This is a genomic window from Streptomyces sp. S063 (assembly GCF_002832675.1).
In the GTDB taxonomy this organism is placed as follows: domain Bacteria; phylum Actinomycetota; class Actinomycetes; order Streptomycetales; family Streptomycetaceae; genus Streptomyces; species Streptomyces sindenensis.
Window position 1 is genome coordinate 5,625,276 of the sequence record NZ_CP021707.1, and the last position, 19,260, is coordinate 5,644,535.

Here is a 19,260-nt window from a genome sequence, read left to right on the forward strand (position 1 = left end):
CGGCGAGGTGGGGGCGAGGCGTGCGGGGGAGAAGCCGCCAGGAATCGGGGCGTGCCCTTTGCGGGGTTCCGGCCGTTGAACGGGGCATGAAGAAGCGAAGCGTACTCGCCGCCGTCACCCTCGCCACCGGAGCGGTCATCGCCGCCATCGCCCCGCACCCGGGAGGCGCGGACTCCGCGCACGCGGCCGAACCGGCCCTCTCCCTGGGCGCGCTGGACGACGTCGGCGACCTCGGCAAGCTGGTCGACGGCGCGGCCGGGGCCACCACCTCCACCGCGGGCACCGTCACCAGCACCGTGGAAGACGCCAAGCTCAGCTGAACCGGATCGGAACGGCGATGGGGGCGGCCGAAAGACCGCCCCCATCCCCCTTTTGGCCGTTCCCCGGCGTTCCGCGGGCGGGCTCGGCCGGCCGTGCGCCCCGGGTCAGGCCAGAAAGTCGACCTGCGGGCAGGAGCCCGCTCCGGCGGCGGCCCGGTAGACGGGCCAGGCCAGGGCGAGGTCCTGCCAGGGCAGTCCGACGGGGGCGTAGACGGTGATCTGGTCGCTCGATTCGCGGCCCGCCCGCTCACCGCCGAGCACCTGCCCGAGAGACGCGTGCGCGGCGTCGGCGCTCAGCCCGGTGTTGCCGAGCGCCCCCATGGAGACGGCGAGTTCACGGTCGTCGACCACGGTGCGGGCGCGTCGCAGTGCGTCTGCGGCGATTTCGATCTTGCCGGGCTCATCCGCGCCGAGCGTGGTGACGTGCATTCCCGGGCGCAGATCGGCGGCAGCCAGCAGGGGGATGCGTGACCAGGTCGCGAGGACGACGATGTCCGCGCGCGCGGCGGCGCTCCGAGGCTCGACGACCGTCTCGACCGGAATGCCCAGAAGCTCTTCGTGTTCCGCAGCGAAAGTGGCCGCCCGCACGGGGTCGGTGTCGCACACGGTCAGCCTGGACACCGTGCGCAGGCGGACGAGACCCCGCAGCACCATCCGGGCCTGTGCGCCCGCACCGACGACGCTCACCGACTCGGTGTGCTCGTCGGCGAGCACGTGGGTGGCCAGAGCCGCGGCAAGCCCGGTGCGCCAAGCGGTGACCGAGGCCGAGTCCATTACGGCCAGCAACTCTCCGTCCGCCAGGTCGTGCAGGCAGACGAGGCCCCGCAGTGCGGGAACCGCATCGGGAAACTTCGCGTTGACCTTCACCGTGTAGGCCGGGATCCCGTCGATCACCCCGGGCAGAAGCGCTGTCGCCGTACCCGGACCGGGCAGGTCCGTACGGATCCGCAACGGCCGGACCTTCGGAGCGGGCGCGGTGAATCCCGCACGAAGCCCGGCCATCACGGTGTCGGGGTCGAGCAGGTCGGTGATGCGGGAACGGGTCAGCAGCAGGGTCACCGGGCCACCTTCGCTCGTACGCCGTGGCAGGGCAACCGGCAAGAAGATCACCCCGCAACCGGCGTCGTCCACGTCACGCGTCAGCGGCCGGCCGCGTCGATCCCGTACGACCGGATGAGACGGGCCAGTTGGCGGCCCGCCGCCAGGAGGGGTTCCTCGCTCCGGTTGACCTGGGCGGTGACCTCGGCGCCCTCGATGGCGCTGATGACGGTGGTCGCCACTTCCCGGGCGTCGTCCGCGGGGAATCCGCAGCCCAGCAGTTTGCCGAGGACGAGTCGCTCCCAGCCGTTCAGCGCGTCGGCGCACGCCTTCTGGAGCTCCGAGTCGGCCCCGAGCGTCTCCAGGGCCGCAGCCGTCACCGGACAACCGTCGATCCAGCCCGACTCCTTGAGCCCGGCCGCCAACTGGCGGGTGCAGGAGATCACCGCCTCCGCCGGCTCGGGCTCGCTGTCCAGCGCATCCTTCAGCAGCGCCGCGAACTCCTGGTCGCCGTGGCGGATCGCGGCGACGGCGACGGCTTCCTTGCCGCCCGGGAAGAAGTGGTAGATCGAGCCGAGCGTGGCCTGCGACTCCTTGGCGATCTGCTTGATGCCGGTGCCGACGTACCCCTGCCGCTGGAGCAGGCGTGCGGTCGCCACGACGATCCGGTCCCGGGTGCTGGTCTGCATGCCGTCACTGTAGCGGGAATTGGGTAGAGCGTTCGTTCTAGAGCTGTGCTACGTTCTCGGCACGCACTGAATAGAGCGTTCGTTTTAGTCGGGTGACGAGGCGGAGGGGCTTCCGCCTGCCCCGACCCGACCGTCGGAGGCAGCAATGAACGCAGCGATAACCAAGGCGGCGACGGGTTCCGTGACCGTCGTGGGACTGGGGCCCATGGGCCGGGCGATGGCCGCGGCCCTCCTCGACCGCGGCTACGCAGTCACGGTCTGGAACCGCACAGCTTCCCGCGCGGACGACCTGGTGGCCCGGGGCGCGGTCCTCGCGCCGAGCCCCGCCGACGCGGTCGCGGCGAACGAGGTGGTCATCCTCAGCCTCACGGACTACGTGGCGGTCGATGCCGCACTGGAGCCGGCCGCTCAGGTCCTGAGCGGCAAGGTGTTGGTCAACCTCACCTCCGCCACGCCCGAGGAGGCCCGCGCCGGAGCGCGCCGGGCGGTCGAACGCGGTGCCGTACAGCTCACCGGCGGGGTCACCTCGCCGCCCTCCGGCATCGGGCAGCCCGACGCGGCCACCTTCTACAGCGGGCCGCGCGAGGCGTTCGACCGGCACCGGCCGGTGCTCGAGACGCTGACGGGGCGGCTCGAGCACCAGGGTGAGGACCCGGGGCTCGCCGCGCTCTCCTACCAGCTCGGTATGGTCATGTTCTGGACCTCGATGCTGAGCTTCTGGCAGGCCGTCGCCCTCGCCCGTGCCAACGGCCTGACGGCTGCCGACATCCTGCCGCACGCCACCGACACGGCGGACTCGCTCGCCCAGTTCTTCGCCTTCTACGCCGAACGCATCGACGCCGGGGTGCACGACGGGGACGTCGACCGCCTGGCCATGGGAGTGGCGAGCGCCGAGCACGTTCTGCGCACCCACACCGAAGCGGGCGTCGACACCAGCCTCCCTGCCGCGGTCGTCGGCCTGTTCCGGCGGGGCATGGAAGCGGGCCGCGCCGAGGACAGCTTCTCGTCCCTGGTGGAGCTGCTGGCGAGGCCCGGCGGCCCGACCGAACCGGGCACGGACGGTCGGGTCCGGCAGGATGGCCCGTCCCTACGGTGAACGGGCAAGGGAAGGAGCCAGGAGTTGCTGGAACGGCTGAACGACGCGATGGAGCACATCGAGGCCCACCTCGGTGAGCGCATCGAGGCGGCGGACCTCGCCCGGATCGCGATGACGTCGGAGTACCACTTCCGCCGGATGTTCTCCGCGCTCGCGGGGCTCCCGCTGTCGGAGTACATCCGCCGCCGCCGCATGACGGTCGCGGGAGCGGAGGTGCTCGGCGACCGCGACCGTTCGCTGCTGGACGTGGCGACGCGGTACGGCTACGACACGGGGGAGGGCTTCGCCCGCGCCTTCCGGGCGGTGCACGGCATCGGCCCCGGCGAGGCGCGCCGCACGGGCGCGGTTCTGCGGTCCCAGCAACGCCTGACCTTCCGACTCGTCGTCGAAGGGAGTAGCGCCATGCGCTACGGCTTGGTGGAGAAGAACGCGTTCCGGGTGGTCGGGAAGAAGGCCCGCGTCCCGCTCATCCACGAGGGACCGAATCCGGCCATCGCGGAGTTCATCCGCGGCATCGGCAGGGAGGAGCTGGACCGCATCGCGGCCCTCTCGGACCAGGAGCCGGCGGGCATCGTCGGAGTGAGCGACCAGCTCGACCCCAGCCGCGCGGAGGGCACCGAACTCGACTACTGGCACGGGGCGGTGACCGCAGTGGAGCCCCCGGAGGACCTGGACGCCCTGGACGTGCCGGCGGGCACGTGGGCGGTCTTCGAGAGCGAGGGCGAGTTCCCGCAGGCCCTCCAGTACCTCTGGCGGGACGTGTTCACGCAGTGGTTCCCGTCGAACCCGTACGTTTCCCGGCCCGGCCCGGAGATCCTGCGGGTGCGGCTGGCGGAGGACGGGAAGCGGGCCGAGGCGGAGCTGTGGATCCCGGTGGAGCGGTCGGCCGAAAGGTGACCGTGCCGAGCGAAATATGCGGCACGACAGAGGTTTACGGCCAGGGGGCATATGCGGTGACCTATTGGTCCAGACCTATTGTGCGGGCGTGCCCGGCTCGCTAGCTTTCTCCTGGCGGCGCGCGCTGTTCGGATCGGCTCGACTCATTCATTCACTGACGCACAGTCATGTGCGTTGACTGAAAAAGGAGTTACCGACATGCGCAGACGTATTGCCGCTCTCGCGGTGACCGTGGCGACGGCCGGCGCGATGCTGCTCGGCACCGCTTCGACGGCCTCCGCGACGGGCCCCGGCTTCTACCTCCGGAGCCACCACGCCGGCCTGGCGGAGTGCCAGGCGGTGGGGAACGCCGGCGCCGACAACGCCCTCTGGAGCCGTGTCTTCATCTGCAACCCGTTCGCGGGCAAGCCGGGCGTGTACGAGTTGTGGGTGCGCTACTGAGATAGCGGGCGGACAGCGAACAGCCCCGGCCGCGGCGGCGACCGGGGCGGTGCCGGGCGTTCAGAGGGTGGCGCTGCTGCCGTGGATGAAGGCGTCCCAGGCGGCGGGCTCGACGGTGAGGACGGGACCGTCGGTCACCTTGGAGTCGCGGATGTGGACGGCGGCGGGGTGGGTGGCGATTTCGACGCAGTCGCCGCCGTCACCGTTGCTGTAACTGGACTTGCGCCAGTGGTAGGCGACTTCGATGCAGTTGCCGCCGTCGCCGTTGCTGTAGCTGGACTTGAACCAGTGGAGGGCGGTGGGGCCAGGGGCGGGGTGTGCGGCGCGGGACATGTCTCTCCAAGCAGTGCGTCAAGCAGTGCGTCAAGCAGCGCGTCCAGTAGCCGGGTGCTCTCCGCGACGGTGAGCGCCTGGGAACGCAGCATCCCATACCTCTGCATCAGCGCACTGACGTCGGCGGGCTCGTCGTACAGCTCTCCGCGCAGCTGGCCGTCGACGTAGGCGAGCCCGTCGTGGTCGGGTGTCTCCAGCAGAATGAGCGGCCCCGAAAGACCGGCGTGCCGAGGGGTCTTGCGAGGCATGATCTGAATGGTGACGAACGGCAGATCCATGCAGCGCCGCAGGTGGAGGGGCTGCTCCCGCATGACATCGGGATCGCCCATCTGGGCGTGCAGGATGCTCTCCTCCAGGATGAAGTGAAGGATGGGCCGGGGTTTGCGCTCCAGGATCTTCTGGCGGCCGAGCCGGTCCGCCACCCGCTTCTCGATCTCCTCCGTTTCGAGCGGCGGGTAGTTGCAGCCGAAGATGAAGCGGGCGTACGCCTCGGTCTGGAGCAGTCCCGGGATGAGCTGAGACTCGTACGAGATCAGACTCACCGCGTCGTTCCGGCCCCGCTGCCAACCCGTCAGAACCCGTACAAAACCTTTTGTACGTCTCTCCGCTCTGCTCCAGCGTAGTAACTCCGTGTGAGCGTGGAAGCATGAACGAGACAACCCAACTCCCGTACTTCCGCGCCGCCTTCTACTGCCGTGAGCGCAGGTCGATCCCGGTCGTACGCAAGTTCGCCCGCAAGGTGCTCGTCGAGTGGGAGTGTGAGCAGCGGGCCGACGATGTGCTGCTCTGCGTGACCGAGCTGGCGACCAACGCGCTCCGGCACGGCGTGCCCCCGGGGCGTGGCTTCAAGCTCCACATCTACCTGGAGCGGGTCGAGAGCATCATCCGCGTCGAGATGCACGACAGCGGTGACGGCGAGGTGCGTCGGGCGGACGGACTGCCGGGGGCCGACGACGAACGCGGGCGCGGGCTGCTGCTCGTCGCGGCGCTGGCGGACAAGTGGGGTGTGGCCGAGCGGAACCCCGGAAAGATCGTGTGGTGCGAGTTCAGCATCGAACGACTTGCTATTTCGGCAAGGATGTTTGTCGTTTTGGCCGTACGGGCGCACTCTCGTCATCGAGCGGTGGTCATGCCGTGTGACGAAGGAGGAGCGACATGGAGCAGCAGCGGTACGACGTGGTGATCGTGGGTGGCGGGGCCGCCGGTCTGAGCGGGGCCCTGGCCCTGGCGCGGGCCCGGCGCTCGGTGCTGGTGATCGACGCGGGGGAGCCCCGTAACGCTCCTGCCTCGCACGTGCACAACTACCTGGGCCGCGAGTCGACCCCGCCGGGCGAGCTGCTGGCGATCGGCCGGGGCGAGGCCGCCGGGTACGGGGCGGAGATCGTCGAGGGCCGGGTGGCCTCGGCCCAGCGGCTGCCCGGGAACGGGGAAGAGCGGGGCTTCCGGGTGGTGACCGAGGACGGCCGGAGCGTCGAGGCGCGCCGGCTGCTGGTGACGACCGGGCTCGTGGACGAGCTGCCGCCCGTGCCGGGTCTTGCCGAGCGGTGGGGGCGCGAGGTGTTGCACTGCCCGTACTGCCACGGCCACGAGGTGGCGGACCGCCCGATCGGCGTGCTCGCCACCGGCCCGCTCGCCGTGCACCAGGCGCTGATGTGGCGGCAGTGGAGCGACGACGTGACCCTCTTCCTCCACACGGGCCCGGAGCCCACGGAGGAGGAGTACGAGCAGCTGGCGGCCCGGGGGGTCGCGGTCGTGGACGGCGAGGTGACGGGGCTGGAGGTCGCGGACGACCGGTTCACCGGCGTGACGCTGGCGTCCGGCCGGGTCGTACCGCGCGAGGCGCTGGTGGTGCAGGCACGGTTCACCGCCCGTTCGGCGGTCCTGGAGTCGCTGGGGCTGGAGCCCGTGGCGCAGGAGATGGGCGGGACGGTGATCGGTTCGTACATCCCGACCGATCCGACCGGCGCGACGACGGTTCGCGGGGTCTGGGCGGCGGGCAACGTCACCCGTCTCACCGAGCAGGTCATCGGTGCCGCCGCGGCGGGCCTCATGGCGGGGGGCGCGGTCAACGGAGACCTGATCACCGAGGACACCCGGCTGGCGGTGGCGGCCCGGCGGGCGTAGCGGCTCTTCGCCGTCGAGAAGCGAACGGGTCCGATGAGTTCGCGGCCCGGGACCGGTCCAAGTACATGACACCCGAGGTTGATGACGGCCAGGGGCGGGGTCAGGGCTACCGAGGGTCGTCATCCGAGGAAAGGACACCGCCATGTCGGAGCTTCTCGTCGACTTCATCACCTCCCTGGACGGTTACGCATCGGGGGAGGGCTGGCCCGGATTCTGGGGCCTCGAAGGCCCGGAGTACCTGGCCTGGCTCGGTGAGCAGCCCGAGGTCACTCACCTCATGGGAGCGAACACCTACCGCCTGATGTCCGGCTTCGCCGCCGGCGAGGTTCCGGGCGGCCAGGACGAGTTCAGGCCCGAGGAAGAGGCGTCCGTCGACGAACTCACGCGCGCGCCCAAGGTGGTGTTCTCCTCTTCCCTGGAGGAGCCGCTGACGTGGGCCAACTGCACCCTCGTCCGCGACGACGCCGTCGGGGCGGTCCGCGCGATGAAGGAGAACGGCTCGGGGCTCCTCAGCACGATCGGCAGCCTCAGCCTGTGCCGGTCCCTGCTGCGGGCCGGGCTCGTCGACCGCTTCCGGGTCGTGATGTTCCCGGTGATCACCGGGGCCACGGGCTCGGAACGCATCTACGACGGCTATCCCGACGTCGCCCTGGAGATGATCGAGCACCGCACCTTCGACGGCCGGACCCAGCTGGTGGAGTACAAGCCCCGCGTGCTCGATCACCCGCCGCTCGGTCTCCCCGCGTGACGGAGCCACGCCCTCACGTGCCGAATGCCGCCGCCCGCCCCCGTCCGGCGTAACGCGGGCACACGGAATACGGGCCGCCGGAGTGACGGACTTCGCCCGGCGGGTGTGTGAATTCCGGTTACGGGGATACGCGGAGGGTGCCCGGGGAGCAACCAGGACCGCCGGGAGCCGGAACACCAGAAGGAGACTTTTCGTGGGCATCATCGCGTGGATCCTCATCGGCCTGCTCGCGGGCGCCATCGCCAAGGCACTGATGCCGGGCAAGGACCCGGGAGGCTGCCTCATCACGATGCTGATCGGGATCGTGGGCGGGCTGCTCGGCGGCTGGCTCGGCAAGGTGATCTTCGGGGTCGACTCGATCGACGGGTTCTTCAGCCTGTCGACGTGGATCGCCGCCGTTGTCGGTTCGGTGATCGTGCTCGCCCTCTACCGCGTGGTCACGGGGAACAGGGCGCGCTGACGCGGGTGACCGCGTCGGCCCGACGGGACGATTCGTCCGCATATGCCTACATTGGCAGAGGCGCGACAGGGCAGCCGTGGAGCCGGGCCGAGCCGAGGCCTCCGCTCCCGCGCACGACCGACACGAGGACACGAGGACACGAGGACATGACGGACACGACCCGTAAGCCGACCACCTCCGACTCCGGTGCCCCGGTGGAGAGCGACGAGCATTCGCTCACCGTCGGCCCGGGCGGGCCGATCCTGCTCCAGGACTCCTACCTGATCGAGCAGATGGCCCAGTTCAACCGCGAACGCATTCCCGAACGCCAGCCGCACGCCAAGGGCAGCGGCGCCTTCGGGAAGTTCGAGGTGACCGCGGACGTCTCCGCGTACACGAAGGCCGCGCTCTTCCAGCCCGGCACCACGACCGACCTGGTCATCAGGTTCTCCACCGTCGCCGGCGAGCGGGGCAGCCCGGACACCTGGCGGGACCCGCGCGGCTTCGCCGTGAAGTTCTACACCAGCGAAGGCAACTACGACATGGTGGGCAACAACACCCCGTGTTCTTCGTGAAGGACCCGATGAAGTTCCAGCACTTCATCCGGTCGCAGAAACGCCGGGCTGACAACAACCTCCGCGACCACGACATGCAGTGGGACTTCTGGACCCTCTCGCCGGAGTCGGCCCACCAGGTCACCTGGCTGATGGGTGACCGGGGCATCCCGCGCACCTGGCGTCACATGAACGGCTACACCTCGCACACGTACATGTGGATCAACGCCGAGGGTCAGCGGTTCTGGGTGAAGTACCACTTCAAGACCGACCAGGGCATCGAGAACTTCACGCAGCACGAGGCGGACCAGATGGCCGCCGCGGACACGGACTACCACACGCGTGATCTCTTCGAGCACATCCGGGACGGCGACTTCCCGAGCTGGACGCTGAAGGTCCAGATCATGCCGTACGAGGACGCGAAGGACTACCGGTTCAACCCGTTCGACCTGACCAAGGTGTGGCCGCACGGCGACTACCCGCTGATCGAGGTCGGCCGCATGACGCTGGACCGCAACCCGACGGACAACCACGCCGAGATCGAGCAGGCGGCGTTCCAGCCGAACAACCTCGTCCCCGGCATCGGCCCGAGCCCGGACCGGATGCTGCTGGCCCGCCTGTTCAGCTACGCGGACTCGCACCGCTATCGCATCGGCGGCAACTACCAGCAGTTGCCCGTCAACGCGCCCGTCGTCCCGGTGCACACGTACTCCAAGGACGGGGCGATGGCGTACCGGAAGACCACCGACCCGGTCTACGCCCCGAACTCCAAGGGCGGCCCTGCGGCCGACACGGCCCGCTACGGCACTCCGCCGAGCTGGTACGCCGACGGCGACATCACCCGGGCGGCCTACGTCGACCACGCCGAGGACGACGACTGGGGCCAGGCGGGCACGATGGTCCGCGAGGTCCTGGACGACGCGGCGCGCGACCGGCTGGTGGACAACGTGGTCGGCCACCTGCTGAACGGGGTGACCGAGCCGGTTCTCCAGCGTGCGTTCCAGTACTGGTCCAACATCGACGGAACCATCGGCAAGCGCATCGAGGAGGGCGTCCGCGCGAAGGCCGGCGAGAAGGACCCGAAGGCGGCAGAGCAGGCCAACCCGGCCCGCTCGTCGATGCAGCGCAAGGCGTAGCGCCACTCCGGGCCCACGCCACAGGCCCCCGCCCGTCGGCCGACGGGCGGGGGCCTGTGGCGTGGGCCCGGTCGGTCGCCCGCGTACCGAGGGCCGGGGAGGCCGTGCCGATCGCCGGTTCCAGGCCGGCCTCATCCCCGGGGGGCGACGATGCGGCGATACGACTGGTACGGCGGCGAGGAGTCCGAGCGGAACCCGGACGCCGAGGCCGAGGCGCTCAAGGCGAAGGTGCACGCCCGTATCGCGGGAGGCTGCGGGCTGACGGTGCTACTGGCGGTCGTGGCGGGCGCGGTCCTGCTGGGCGTGGTGGTGGCGGCGATCTGGGCCTGGATCTCCAGCCGCCACTGATCCGGCCGGGCGGTGATTCCGTGGCACGCGCCACCGCCGCCCGGCCCTCCTCAGTGCTGAACCAGCCCGCCGACGGGGACAGCTTCCACGTGCCCGGTGGGCGGGAGGGTCTGCGCCAGGGTGATCCCGATGTCCACCAGTGACGACCTGCGCAGGCGGGCGACCCCGGACAGCGGAGTCCACACGGCCTCGGCGGTGTCGCCGTTCGGCTCGGGACGGAGCGTGCCGCCGGTGACGCGGACACCGTAGAAGACGCCGACGTTCTGCAGCTCGGGCTCGCCCGGACGGCGGCGTTCGCCCGCTGGGACCACCCGTGAGTCCACGCCGAGCAGGCGCTCGACCACGGCCTCCAGACCGGTCTCCTCGGCGACCTCCCGGGTCACCGCGTCGAACGGGTCCTCCGCGTGCTCGACCCCGCCGCCCGGGAGGGTCCAGGTGCGGTCGCCGTCCGGGCCCACGGCCAGCGCGAGCAGCACCCGGCCGTCCTCGATGCACACCGCGTACGCGGCCAGTCGCCGATCCATGGCGCGAGGCTATCCCTGGAATCCGGAAACGGTGTCCGGGGCCGGGGACCCCCCTCCCGGCTCAAGATCATCAACGTGCAGAATGACCCGTATGTCGATGACGAACACTCCGCAGGCAGCCACGCTCGACGACGCCCCGGAGATCAGCCGTACCCTGGCCCGCGCCTTCGCCGACGACCCGATGATGGAGTGGTTCTTCCCCGGCGGGGCCTCGCGCGAGCCCGACCTGGTCCGGTACTTCACCACGATCTTCACCCGGCAGTACGGCCGCCACGGGGTGTGCGAGCGCACCGCGTCGGCGGCCGCGTTCTGGGTGGCGCCGGAGGGGCAGGAGAAGACCGTGCCCGACGCGGAGACGGTCGCGGAGCTGGAGGAGATCCTCGGCGACCGGGCGCCGCTGTTCCGGGACGCGGTCGCGGCGGCCGCCGAGCAGGGCCCGAAGGAGCCGCACTGGTATCTGGCGGTCGTCGGCGCGGACCCGGCCGCCCGGGGCCAGGGCCACGGAGCGGCGCTGCTGCGTTCCGGACTCGCCCAGGCCGATGCGGCGGGCCTGCCGGTCTACCTGGAGTCCTCCAAGCCGGACAACCTGCCGTTCTACGAGCACTTCGGCTTCACGGTGCTGGGCGAGGCGGCCCTGCCGGGCGGGGGCCCGGTGCTGTGGGTGATGCGGCGCGAGCCGCGTGCTGTCTGACCGGACAGGGGCAGGGGCAGGGGCGCTCCCGCGAGGGCGGGAACGTTTCTCCGGAATCCGGGCGGGGAGCGGCCCGGCGGGGCGGGTCGCCCAGCAGAGCCGGGGTCGGCCGGTCAGTCGGGGTAGCCGGAGAAGAATGCTTTCTCCACCCGGGGTCGTGCTTCGGATCCGTCCGCACGCGCCACCGGCGACCGGCGGGCATCGGCCCAGATGGCCTCCAGTCCGAGCGGGCGGCCCAGGTCGTGACTGCTCCAGGGCTGCCAGGGGTCTGCCATCGCGCGGGAGCCGCCGTGCGATGGCGACCCCGGCGGGGCGTCGCGTTCGATGCCGTCGAGTCGCCGTTCGAAATCCGCCTGCAAGCGGTTCATCGTGGCGAGGAAGTCCCTGAGCAGGATGGTTTCTTCAGTCATGGGGTCGGCACATTTCTCTGCGAGACTTCAGCTGTCACATCCCGACAACGACAGGGCCGGGCCGAGGGGACGCGGCATTCGGGTGAGCGTGCGGAGAGGTGACGGACCGGCGCGCACGAGAGGGGCGCGCGCCTTCGGGCGACGCATCGGCACGGCCGGCCGCTCGGGCGGCGACCGCGATCTACGGCCGAGGGCGTAGGGCGAGTGCCCGATGCGCAGGCGACGCTTCGCTCCGTAAGGTCCGGGGACGCGTGGTCCTCCACCATCGACGAACCCCACCCCGCCAGGAGGTTCCCCGATGCCGACAGACGCCACCGCCCATGTGCGCATCGCCCGCCCGTCCCGCGACCTCGCGGCGGCCGAACGCTTCTGGGTCGCGGGGCTCGGCCTCGCCGTCCAGTACCGCCACCAGGCCGACGGCACCCCCGGCCACCACTCGCTGCTCATGGCCGGCCGGCCCGGCGCCGCCTGGCACCTGGAACTCGTCCACGACCCGTCGGCCCCGGTCGAACCGCGCCCGACGCCCGAGGACCTGCTGGTGGTCTACCTCGGGGAGGAGGTCCCGGACGCCCTGGTGGAGCGGCTCGAACAGCACGGCGGCACCCGGGTGCCCGCCCACAATCCGTACTGGGACACCTGGGGCGTCACACTCCGGGACCCGGACGGCTATCTGCTGGTGCTGTCGACCCGGACGTGGCCGTGATCGGCCTCTGGCGTCATCCGCCCGGGCGGCGTCCGGCTATGAACCACACGTATAAACCGCGCGTATAGACTCTGTGTATAGTCGGGGCATGGCTGCTACCGATGCGATCGCCCCACCCCGTCCGCGCTCGAAGAATGTCCCGGGCGCGTCTGCTCTGTGCCTCGGCGCCGGGCTCGTCGGGGGCATCTTGACGAACCTGTCGCAGGGCTGGCTGCCCGGGGCGTGGAACAACTTGGCGAACTCCGGAGCGGTCTGGACGGTGTTCGCGTTCGTCGCTGGGGTCGCCCTCGCGAACCGTACCGACGGCCATCGCGTTCTGGCGGCAGCCGGAGCCCTGGCGGAGATCGGGCTCGTCGTCGGCTATTACGGGTACGCCGAGTTCGGGCGGAACGGAATGGGCTCTCTCACTTTTCCGTTGCTCTGGCTCGCCATGGCGTGTGTCGCGGGGCCGCTGTTCGGCATCGCGGGCGCGTGGTCGAGGCGCGGTGCGCAACCCTGGCGGCGTTACATGGCGCTCGGCGCGCTCGGCGGTCTCTTCGGCAGTGAAGGCCTCCACTACTGGCTCGTCCTGGGGTACGCGCCTCAGGCGGTGGCCTGCGGGGCTCTCGCCTGCGGCCTTCCGGTGCTGCTGGGGCGCACCTGGAAGGAGCGCGGCCTGAGCCTCGCCGTGGCGATCCCCGCGTCCTTCCTCACGTACCAAATCCTCTACGGCCTCCTGGACGCGGTGTCCGGCTGAGTGGGTCCACAGGCCTGGAACGCGTCTGTCGGTGGTGGCGTCCAGCGTTCGTGCGGAGACCGTCACCCAGGTCATCCGCGGCCAGTCGACCCCTCGGCCCATGAGTTGCCGGACGCCGTGCGCGCCCCCCGTACGGACCGTCGTGCGTGCGCGCCGACCGTACGGACCGTCGTGCCGTCACCTGTGTCGGCCGAGATCGCACGTGTCACTCGCCACCGACGCGGGCCTCCGCTCCCTCCCACGTCTGAGGCGCCCACACCCCCGACCGCTTCAGCGACGCCGGGCAGTGGCGGAAGATCTCGTCGATCTCGACGACCAGCGCCAGCTTCGGGCGCTGGCCCTTCAGCGTCATCGCGTCGAAGAACGGGGCGTCCGTGAGGATGCGGGCGCGGCCGTTGACGCGCAGGACGTCCATCGCGCCCGGTATCAGGTAGAGCAGGCCCACCCGCGGATTCGCCAGGATGTTGTGGAAGCTGTCCGCGCGGCGGTTGCCCGGACGGTCGGGGAGGGCGATCGTGCCCCGGTCCAGGACATGAGTGAAGCCGGGGGTGTCGCCGCGCGGGGTCGCGTCGCAGTTGCCGTCCGCGTCGGACGTGGCCAGGGTGCAGAACGGTGAGCGGGCCAGCAGGTCCAGGTCGTCGTCGGTGAGCCGGTCGTGGACCTTGTCGATGACGATCGGGTGCGGAGTGCCCAGAAGCTCGCGCAGTTCGTCCGCCGAGCACAGAGGCACGGTCCCGGCCAGCGGATCGGTGGCGGGCGCGGTGGGATCGGCGGCGTACGACAAGGCGGTGCTCCGGAGTTCGTGGGTGCGGCAGCGCGCCACGTGACAGGCGCTGTTAGGGTGACCTTACTTTGGGCCCCCTTGTGTTCCCCGCCCGGGGTGGAACGGCCCTGTTCCCTGTCCGGGCGGACCGGTGACGAGGGTGTCTCGCGTGTCCAGGGGGCCCCGGCGCCGACGAACCAGCGTGAGGAACGAAGAGCAGTGCACCACCGCATTCCGGCTGCCCCGGCGGCCGGGTCGTGAGCGGCTCGGCCCTCCTGGAGAAGGAGAAACCTTCCGGCGGCGGCCAGGAAGCGCGGCGCAAGCGCAGCCGCCCCGTGCTCGCCCTCGGGCTGCTTGCCGCCCTCGCCGTCCTGTTCCTCACCGCCGTCGCCAGCCTCGCCATCGGCTCGGGCGACGTGCCCTTCCGTGACGTCGTGGACGGGGTGCTCGACCCGGACACGGCCGTCAAGGGCCAGCTCATCGTTCTGGAGGTCCGCATCCCGCGCACCGTCGCCGGGCTGCTGGCCGGCGCGGCGCTCGGCCTCGCGGGCACGGTGATGCAGGGCGTCGCCCGTAATCCCCTCGCCGACCCCCAGCTCCTCGGCATCAACGCCGGCGCGTCCGTGGCCGTCGTCTGCTCGATCACCCTGCTCGGGTTCACGGTCGCCACCCAGTTCATCTGGTTCGGCTTCCTCGGCGCGCTGCTCGCCGCCCTCCTCGTGTACGGGGTCGGCTCGCTCGGGCGGGAAGGTGCGACACCGGTGAAGCTGGCGCTGGCGGGGGCCGCGACCGCCGCCGTCCTCACCTCGATCACCAGCGCGATCCTGCTCCAGGACCGGGGCAGCTACGACCAGTTCCGGTTCTGGCAGCTCGGTGCGCTGACCGCCCGCAGCTCCGAGGTGCTGTGGCAGGTCTCGCCGTTCATCCTCGTCGGCACCGTTCTCGCCCTGGCTCTCGGACCGCAGCTCAACGCCCTCTCCCTCGGCGACGACCTCGCCCGCGGCCTCGGCCAGCGCGTCGGGGCCATCCGCATGGTCTCCGCCCTGGCCGTGGTGATCCTCTGCGGCGGGGCCACCGTCGTCGCCGGGCCCATCGGCTTCGTCGGGCTCGCCGTACCGCACGCCGCCCGCCTCATCACCGGGCCCGACTACCGCTGGGTGCTCCCGTACAGCATGGTGCTCGCCCCGGTCATGCTGCTCGTCGCCGACATCGCCGGCCGGGTCATCGCCCGCCCCGGCGAGGTGCAGGTCGGCGTGATCACGGCCGCCATCGGCTGCATCCCCTTCATCTGGCTGGTCCGGCGCAGGAAGCTGGTGGAACTGTGAGCCGGGCGCCCGTCGTGACGAAGGACGCCCCGGACGCGGACCGGGAGCGGCTCGCCGACGCCGTACGCCAGGTCACCGCCGTACGCGGCCGGGGCCTGCGCAGCTCGGTCCTGGCCGGTTCCGGCCTGTTCGTGGCCGTGGTGGTCGTGTTCGGGCTCTCGCTCGGCTTCGGCGACATGGTGATGCCGATCGGGAAGGTCGTGGCCACCCTGTTCGGCGGCGGCGACGGCGGATCGCAGTTCGTCGTGCTGGAACTGCGGCTGCCCCGCGCCCTCCTCGCGATCCTCGTCGGCATCGCGTTCGGACTCTCCGGAGCCGTCTTCCAGACCGTCCTGCGCAACCCCCTCGCCAGCCCCGACCTCATCGGCATCAGCGCCGGGGCCAGCGCGGTCGCCGTCACCGCCGCCCTGCTCTTCCAGGTCAGCGGACTCGGGCTCTCGGCGAGCGCCCTGACCGGCTCCCTCGTCGCCGGAGCCGCCATCTATCTGCTCGCCTGGCGGCAGGGCATCGCCGGACAGCGCCTGGTCCTCGTCGGCATCGGCGTCGGCATGGGGCTCTCCAGCGTCGTCTGGTACGTGATGGCCCGCTCCGAGGTCACCGACGCACAGGAGGCGTTCCGCTGGCTCGCGGGAAGCCTCAACGGCCGCTCCTGGAACCAGGTGTGGCCGCTGCTCATCGCCCTCGGCCTCCTCGTACCGCTGACCGTCCTCGCCGCCCACGCGCTGCGCCCCCTCCAGCTCGGGGACGACGCCGCCGCCGGGCTCGGCGCGAAGGTCGAGCACGGCCGGCTCGCGCTGCTGGCCTGCGCCACCGCGCTCGCCGGGATCGCGACCGCCGCCGCGGGACCCATCGGGTTCGTGGCGTTCGTCGCCGCCCCGATCGCCCGCCGGCTGGTCCCGGGCCGGGGCGCGGCCCTGCCGCAGGCCGCCCTGACCGGGGCGCTGATCGTCCTGGTCGCGGACTTCGCGGCGCAGCACCTGTTCCCCGTACAGCTGCCGGTGGGCGTGGTCACCAGCATCATCGGGGCCCCGTATCTGCTCCTGCTCCTGGCCCGCGCCAACCGCGTGGGCAGCGGGGGCTGACATGGAGAAGTCCCAGGACATGGCGACATGTCGAGAAGACGATGACGAAAGGCGTGGCCCTGCCGTGGCCGAACACACTCTGGAAGCCCGGGACGTCCGGCTCGGCTACGGCGAACGTGAGATCGTCCCCGGTCTGAGCGTGGCCGTGCCGCCCGGGAAGATCTCGGTCATCGTCGGCCCCAACGCCTGTGGCAAGTCGACCTTGTTGCGGGCGATGGCCCGGCTGCTGGCCCCCTCCGCCGGGGCCGTGCTCCTGGACGGCCGGTCCATCCAGGAGACGCCCACCAAGGAGGTCGCCTCCGTGCTCGGCATCCTGCCGCAGAGCCCCACCGCCCCGGAGGGCATCACGGTCTCCGACCTGGTCGGGCGAGGCCGCTACCCGCACCAGGGCTGGTTCCGCCGCTGGAGCGCCGAGGACGACCGGGCGGTCGCGCAGGCGCTGCTGTCGACGGACGTCCTCGAACTCGCCGACCGGTCGGTGGACGAGCTGTCCGGCGGCCAGCGTCAGCGGGTCTGGATCGCGATGGCACTCGCCCAGCGCACGGACATCCTGCTGCTGGACGAACCGACGACCTTCCTCGACGCCAGCCATCAGCTCGACGTCCTGGACCTGCTCACCGACCTCAACCGCGAGCAGGGCGTCACGATGGTGGCCGTGCTGCACGATCTGAACCTGGCCTGCCGGTACGCGGACCACATGATCGCGATGAAGGCGGGGCGGATCGTCGCGGAGGGCCGGCCGGTCGACATCGTGACGGCGGACCTGGTCGGCGAGGTCTTCGGGATGCGCTGCTCGGTGATCGAGGACCCGGCGTCGGCCACCCCGATGGTCGTGCCGCTGGGCCGCCACCACGTGAAGGACCCGGCCGCCTGAGCCCAGTACGTGCGGGAGCGGACACCCGGGCCCGCGGGGCCAGGAGTACGTCTGGTCAACCCGATGGCACCGTTGTCATTAGGTGAGGCTAACCTAAAGATATGAATGCTTCCGCTTCCCGCGCCCGGCGCGCCCGCCGCACCCCCGCCCTCGTGGCCGGCGCCGTCGCCGCCCTGCTCGTCGGCCTCTCGGCCTGTGGTTCGTCGGACGACTCCGACAGCTCCGCGGCCTCCTCCGTCTCCGGCGGCGCGTCCGAGGGTGCCTTCCCCGCCGAGGTGGCGACGAAGTTCGGCGAGGTCACCGTCGACAAGCGGCCCAAGCGCATCGTCGCGCTCGGCTGGGGCGACGCCGAGACCGTGCTCGCGCTCGGCGGCCAGCCGGTCGGGGCCAGCGACTGGCTGCCGTTCGGGGGCGAGGGCGTCGGCCCGTGGGCCAAGGGGATGTACGAGAAGAAGCCCGAGCTCATCGGCACGATGGAGCCGGAGTTCGAGAAGATCGCCTCCCTCCAGCCCGACCTGATCCTGGACACCAAGTCCAGCGGCGACCAGACCCGCTACGACACCCTGAAGAAGATCGCCCCGACCGTGGGCGTGCCGAAGGGCGGCGACCAGTACAAGATCTCGTGGGAGCAGCAGACCACGATGATCGCCGCCGCCATGGGCGTACCGGAGAAGGGTAAGGAGCTGATCGCGGAGACGGAGAAGAAATTCGAGGCCGCCGCGAAGGCCCACCCCGGTTTCAAGGGCAAGACCATCACGGTCGGCTCGCGTACGTCCGAGGGGTTCGGTGTCTACGTCGGTGGCACCGGGCGCGTCGACTTCGTCGAGCGGCTCGGCTTCAAGAACAACCCGAAGGCCGAGGCCCAGGCGGGCGAGGGCTTCTCCGTGTCCGTATCCAAGGAGAACCTGGACCTGCTCGACGCCGACCTGACGGTCATGACCCCGATCGGCATCCCGGCCACGGACATCAGCGACGACCCGCTGTACAAGGCCGTCCCGTCGGTGAAGGCGGGCCACGCCCTCGTCTTCGACGACAAGGACATCTCCCAGGCGTTCGCGACGGACTCGGTCCTGTCCGTCTCGTACGCGCTGGAGAAGGTCGTCCCACTCTTCGCGGAGAAGGTCGCGAAGTAGCCGTAACCTCCGTACGCACGCGCGGCGCCCCGTCCCGGAAGATCCGGGTGCGGGGCGCCGCGCGTGTGCGTATCGAGCCGGTCAGGCTGCCGGGGCGGCCTTGATCGCGGAGATGTCGAAGGTCAGCTTCACCTTGTCGCTGACCATCACGCCACCGGTCTCCAGCGCCGCGTTCCAGGTCAGGCCCCAGTCGGAGCGCAGGATGTCCGCGCTGCCCTCGAACCCGACGCGCTCGTTGCCGTAGACGTCCGTGGCGGAGCCGTTGAACTCCAGGTCGATGGAGAGCGGGCGCGTGACGTCCTTGATGGTGAGGTCTCCGGTGATCCGGTAGGTCTCGCCGCTCAGCTGCTCGGCCTTGGTCGAGCGGAACGTCATCAGCGGGAACGTCTCGGCGTCGAAGAAGTCGCCGCTGACCAGGTGGCCGTCGCGGTCGGCGATCCCGGTGTCCACGCTGGCGATCTTCACGTCGATGGAGGCGGAGGAGTTCGCCGGGTCCGTGCCGTCCAGCACCAGGGTGCCCTCGTGCTCGCCGAAGGAGCCGCGCACATTGGTGACCATCGCGTGGCGCACCGTGAAGCCGATGCTGCTGTGCGCCGGGTCAACGGTGTACGTGCCGGTCAGGGCGGCGAGCGCCGGGTCGACCGCGGGGGCCTCGGCGACGGCGGCGGTGGACGGCTTGCGGTTGAACAGAGCCATGGCTCCTCCTCGGGGGACGGGGTGCGTCAAGATTGTTTAACCTTCAACGAGATCGACCATAACGCCATCTTGTTCAAAGTTCAACCGTTCTTGCGCGTTGCCCTCTGGTGACGCGCGTAGAACTCGGCCCGACAACTGCGGCGGCTGCTGAGAGGCGTAC

The 19,260-nt window shown here is 70.9% G+C and carries 22 protein-coding genes and 3 pseudogenes; 17 read left to right on the top strand and 8 right to left on the bottom strand.

Features of this window, described 5'->3' with window-relative positions:
• The first annotated feature begins 86 nt into the window (after positions 1-86).
• Positions 87-320 (top strand): hypothetical protein, encoded by a 234-nt coding sequence (locus CCZ36_RS25975; protein ID WP_069739159.1) that lies wholly within the window; start codon positions 87-89, stop codon positions 318-320.
• Between the two features lie 105 nt (positions 321-425).
• On the opposite strand, the gene CCZ36_RS25980 is transcribed toward CCZ36_RS25975, so the two are convergent.
• Positions 426-1,379 (bottom strand): ornithine cyclodeaminase family protein, encoded by a 954-nt coding sequence (locus tag CCZ36_RS25980; protein ID WP_069739158.1) that lies wholly within the window; start codon positions 1,377-1,379, stop codon positions 426-428.
• Between the two features lie 80 nt (positions 1,380-1,459).
• Positions 1,460-2,047, bottom strand: coding sequence for a TetR/AcrR family transcriptional regulator (locus CCZ36_RS25985; protein WP_069739157.1), 588 nt, complete (start codon positions 2,045-2,047; stop codon positions 1,460-1,462).
• A 145-nt stretch (positions 2,048-2,192) separates the two neighbouring features.
• Here CCZ36_RS25985 and CCZ36_RS25990 point away from each other — a divergent pair, with 145 nt between their 5' ends.
• From CCZ36_RS25990 to CCZ36_RS26000, 3 genes are all read left to right on the top strand, one after another.
• Entirely contained in the window at positions 2,193-3,143 is a 951-nt protein-coding gene (locus CCZ36_RS25990) for an NAD(P)-dependent oxidoreductase (RefSeq protein WP_128818677.1), read from the top strand.
• Positions 3,144-3,167: 24 nt separating this feature from the next.
• Entirely contained in the window at positions 3,168-4,040 is an 873-nt protein-coding gene (locus CCZ36_RS25995) for an AraC family transcriptional regulator (RefSeq protein WP_069739155.1), read from the top strand.
• 198 nt (positions 4,041-4,238) lie between these two features.
• Positions 4,239-4,481: a hypothetical protein gene (locus tag CCZ36_RS26000; RefSeq protein ID WP_069739154.1), complete on the top strand. Its 243-nt coding sequence runs from the start codon at positions 4,239-4,241 to the stop codon at positions 4,479-4,481.
• Between the two features lie 60 nt (positions 4,482-4,541).
• Here CCZ36_RS26000 and CCZ36_RS26005 read toward each other — a convergent pair whose 3' ends face one another.
• Positions 4,542-4,814 (bottom strand): DUF397 domain-containing protein, encoded by a 273-nt coding sequence (locus CCZ36_RS26005; RefSeq protein WP_128818678.1) that lies wholly within the window; start codon positions 4,812-4,814, stop codon positions 4,542-4,544.
• Positions 4,815-4,915: 101 nt separating this feature from the next.
• A pseudogene (locus tag CCZ36_RS35985) lies at positions 4,916-5,356 on the bottom strand (DUF5753 domain-containing protein); the annotation flags it as partial.
• A 104-nt stretch (positions 5,357-5,460) separates the two neighbouring features.
• Here CCZ36_RS35985 and CCZ36_RS26015 point away from each other — a divergent pair.
• From CCZ36_RS26015 to CCZ36_RS26040, 6 genes and pseudogenes are all read left to right on the top strand, one after another.
• Positions 5,461-5,868: pseudogene (locus CCZ36_RS26015) on the top strand (ATP-binding protein); the annotation flags it as partial.
• Between the two features lie 101 nt (positions 5,869-5,969).
• Positions 5,970-6,938, top strand: coding sequence for an NAD(P)/FAD-dependent oxidoreductase (locus tag CCZ36_RS26020; protein ID WP_069739151.1), 969 nt, complete (start codon positions 5,970-5,972; stop codon positions 6,936-6,938).
• A gap of 142 nt (positions 6,939-7,080) precedes the next feature.
• Complete coding sequence (locus CCZ36_RS26025; protein ID WP_069741776.1) at positions 7,081-7,686, top strand: dihydrofolate reductase family protein; 606 nt, start codon at positions 7,081-7,083, stop codon at positions 7,684-7,686.
• Positions 7,687-7,879: 193 nt separating this feature from the next.
• On the top strand, positions 7,880-8,146 hold the full coding sequence (locus CCZ36_RS26030) for a GlsB/YeaQ/YmgE family stress response membrane protein (RefSeq protein WP_069739149.1): 267 nt from the start codon (positions 7,880-7,882) through the stop codon (positions 8,144-8,146).
• Between the two features lie 146 nt (positions 8,147-8,292).
• Positions 8,293-9,815: pseudogene (locus tag CCZ36_RS26035) on the top strand (catalase).
• 150 nt (positions 9,816-9,965) lie between these two features.
• Positions 9,966-10,163, top strand: coding sequence for a hypothetical protein (locus CCZ36_RS26040; protein WP_128818679.1), 198 nt, complete (start codon positions 9,966-9,968; stop codon positions 10,161-10,163).
• 50 nt (positions 10,164-10,213) lie between these two features.
• On the opposite strand, the gene CCZ36_RS26045 is transcribed toward CCZ36_RS26040, so the two are convergent.
• The gene (locus CCZ36_RS26045; protein ID WP_128818680.1) at positions 10,214-10,687 is read right to left on the bottom strand and encodes an NUDIX hydrolase; all 474 of its coding nucleotides are present in this window, start codon (positions 10,685-10,687) and stop codon (positions 10,214-10,216) included.
• 82 nt (positions 10,688-10,769) lie between these two features.
• Here CCZ36_RS26045 and CCZ36_RS26050 point away from each other — a divergent pair, with 82 nt between their 5' ends.
• Positions 10,770-11,378: a GNAT family N-acetyltransferase gene (locus CCZ36_RS26050; protein ID WP_069739145.1), complete on the top strand. Its 609-nt coding sequence runs from the start codon at positions 10,770-10,772 to the stop codon at positions 11,376-11,378.
• 113 nt (positions 11,379-11,491) lie between these two features.
• Here the strand turns inward: CCZ36_RS26050 and CCZ36_RS26055 are convergent, their stop codons facing one another.
• Positions 11,492-11,788, bottom strand: coding sequence for a hypothetical protein (locus tag CCZ36_RS26055; RefSeq protein ID WP_069739144.1), 297 nt, complete (start codon positions 11,786-11,788; stop codon positions 11,492-11,494).
• Positions 11,789-12,086: 298 nt separating this feature from the next.
• On the opposite strand from CCZ36_RS26055, the gene CCZ36_RS26060 reads away from it, so the two are divergent.
• The gene (locus CCZ36_RS26060) at positions 12,087-12,491 is read left to right on the top strand and encodes a VOC family protein (protein ID WP_128818681.1); all 405 of its coding nucleotides are present in this window, start codon (positions 12,087-12,089) and stop codon (positions 12,489-12,491) included.
• A gap of 88 nt (positions 12,492-12,579) precedes the next feature.
• On the top strand, positions 12,580-13,227 hold the full coding sequence (locus CCZ36_RS35990; protein WP_237302745.1) for a DUF6518 family protein: 648 nt from the start codon (positions 12,580-12,582) through the stop codon (positions 13,225-13,227).
• A 205-nt stretch (positions 13,228-13,432) separates the two neighbouring features.
• On the opposite strand, the gene CCZ36_RS26070 is transcribed toward CCZ36_RS35990, so the two are convergent.
• A complete protein-coding gene (locus CCZ36_RS26070) occupies positions 13,433-14,011 on the bottom strand; it encodes an MSMEG_1061 family FMN-dependent PPOX-type flavoprotein (protein ID WP_128818682.1) in 579 nt (192 codons plus the stop codon).
• Between the two features lie 236 nt (positions 14,012-14,247).
• Between CCZ36_RS26070 and CCZ36_RS26075 the strand changes: the two genes are divergently transcribed.
• The 4 genes from CCZ36_RS26075 to CCZ36_RS26090 all read left to right on the top strand — a co-directional run bounded on the left by CCZ36_RS26075 (position 14,248) and on the right by CCZ36_RS26090 (position 18,404).
• Positions 14,248-15,315, top strand: coding sequence for a FecCD family ABC transporter permease (locus CCZ36_RS26075; RefSeq protein ID WP_069739142.1), 1,068 nt, complete (start codon positions 14,248-14,250; stop codon positions 15,313-15,315).
• Positions 15,312-16,397: a FecCD family ABC transporter permease gene (locus CCZ36_RS26080; RefSeq protein WP_069739141.1), complete on the top strand. Its 1,086-nt coding sequence runs from the start codon at positions 15,312-15,314 to the stop codon at positions 16,395-16,397. Before CCZ36_RS26075 ends, CCZ36_RS26080 begins: the two co-directional genes overlap by 4 nt.
• A gap of 19 nt (positions 16,398-16,416) precedes the next feature.
• The gene (locus CCZ36_RS26085) at positions 16,417-17,271 is read left to right on the top strand and encodes an ABC transporter ATP-binding protein (protein WP_069739180.1); all 855 of its coding nucleotides are present in this window, start codon (positions 16,417-16,419) and stop codon (positions 17,269-17,271) included.
• Between the two features lie 101 nt (positions 17,272-17,372).
• The gene (locus tag CCZ36_RS26090) at positions 17,373-18,404 is read left to right on the top strand and encodes an iron-siderophore ABC transporter substrate-binding protein (protein ID WP_069741769.1); all 1,032 of its coding nucleotides are present in this window, start codon (positions 17,373-17,375) and stop codon (positions 18,402-18,404) included.
• Positions 18,405-18,485: 81 nt separating this feature from the next.
• Here the strand turns inward: CCZ36_RS26090 and CCZ36_RS26095 are convergent, their stop codons facing one another.
• Positions 18,486-19,100 (bottom strand): YceI family protein, encoded by a 615-nt coding sequence (locus CCZ36_RS26095; protein WP_069739139.1) that lies wholly within the window; start codon positions 19,098-19,100, stop codon positions 18,486-18,488.
• Positions 19,101-19,260 lie beyond the last annotated feature (160 nt).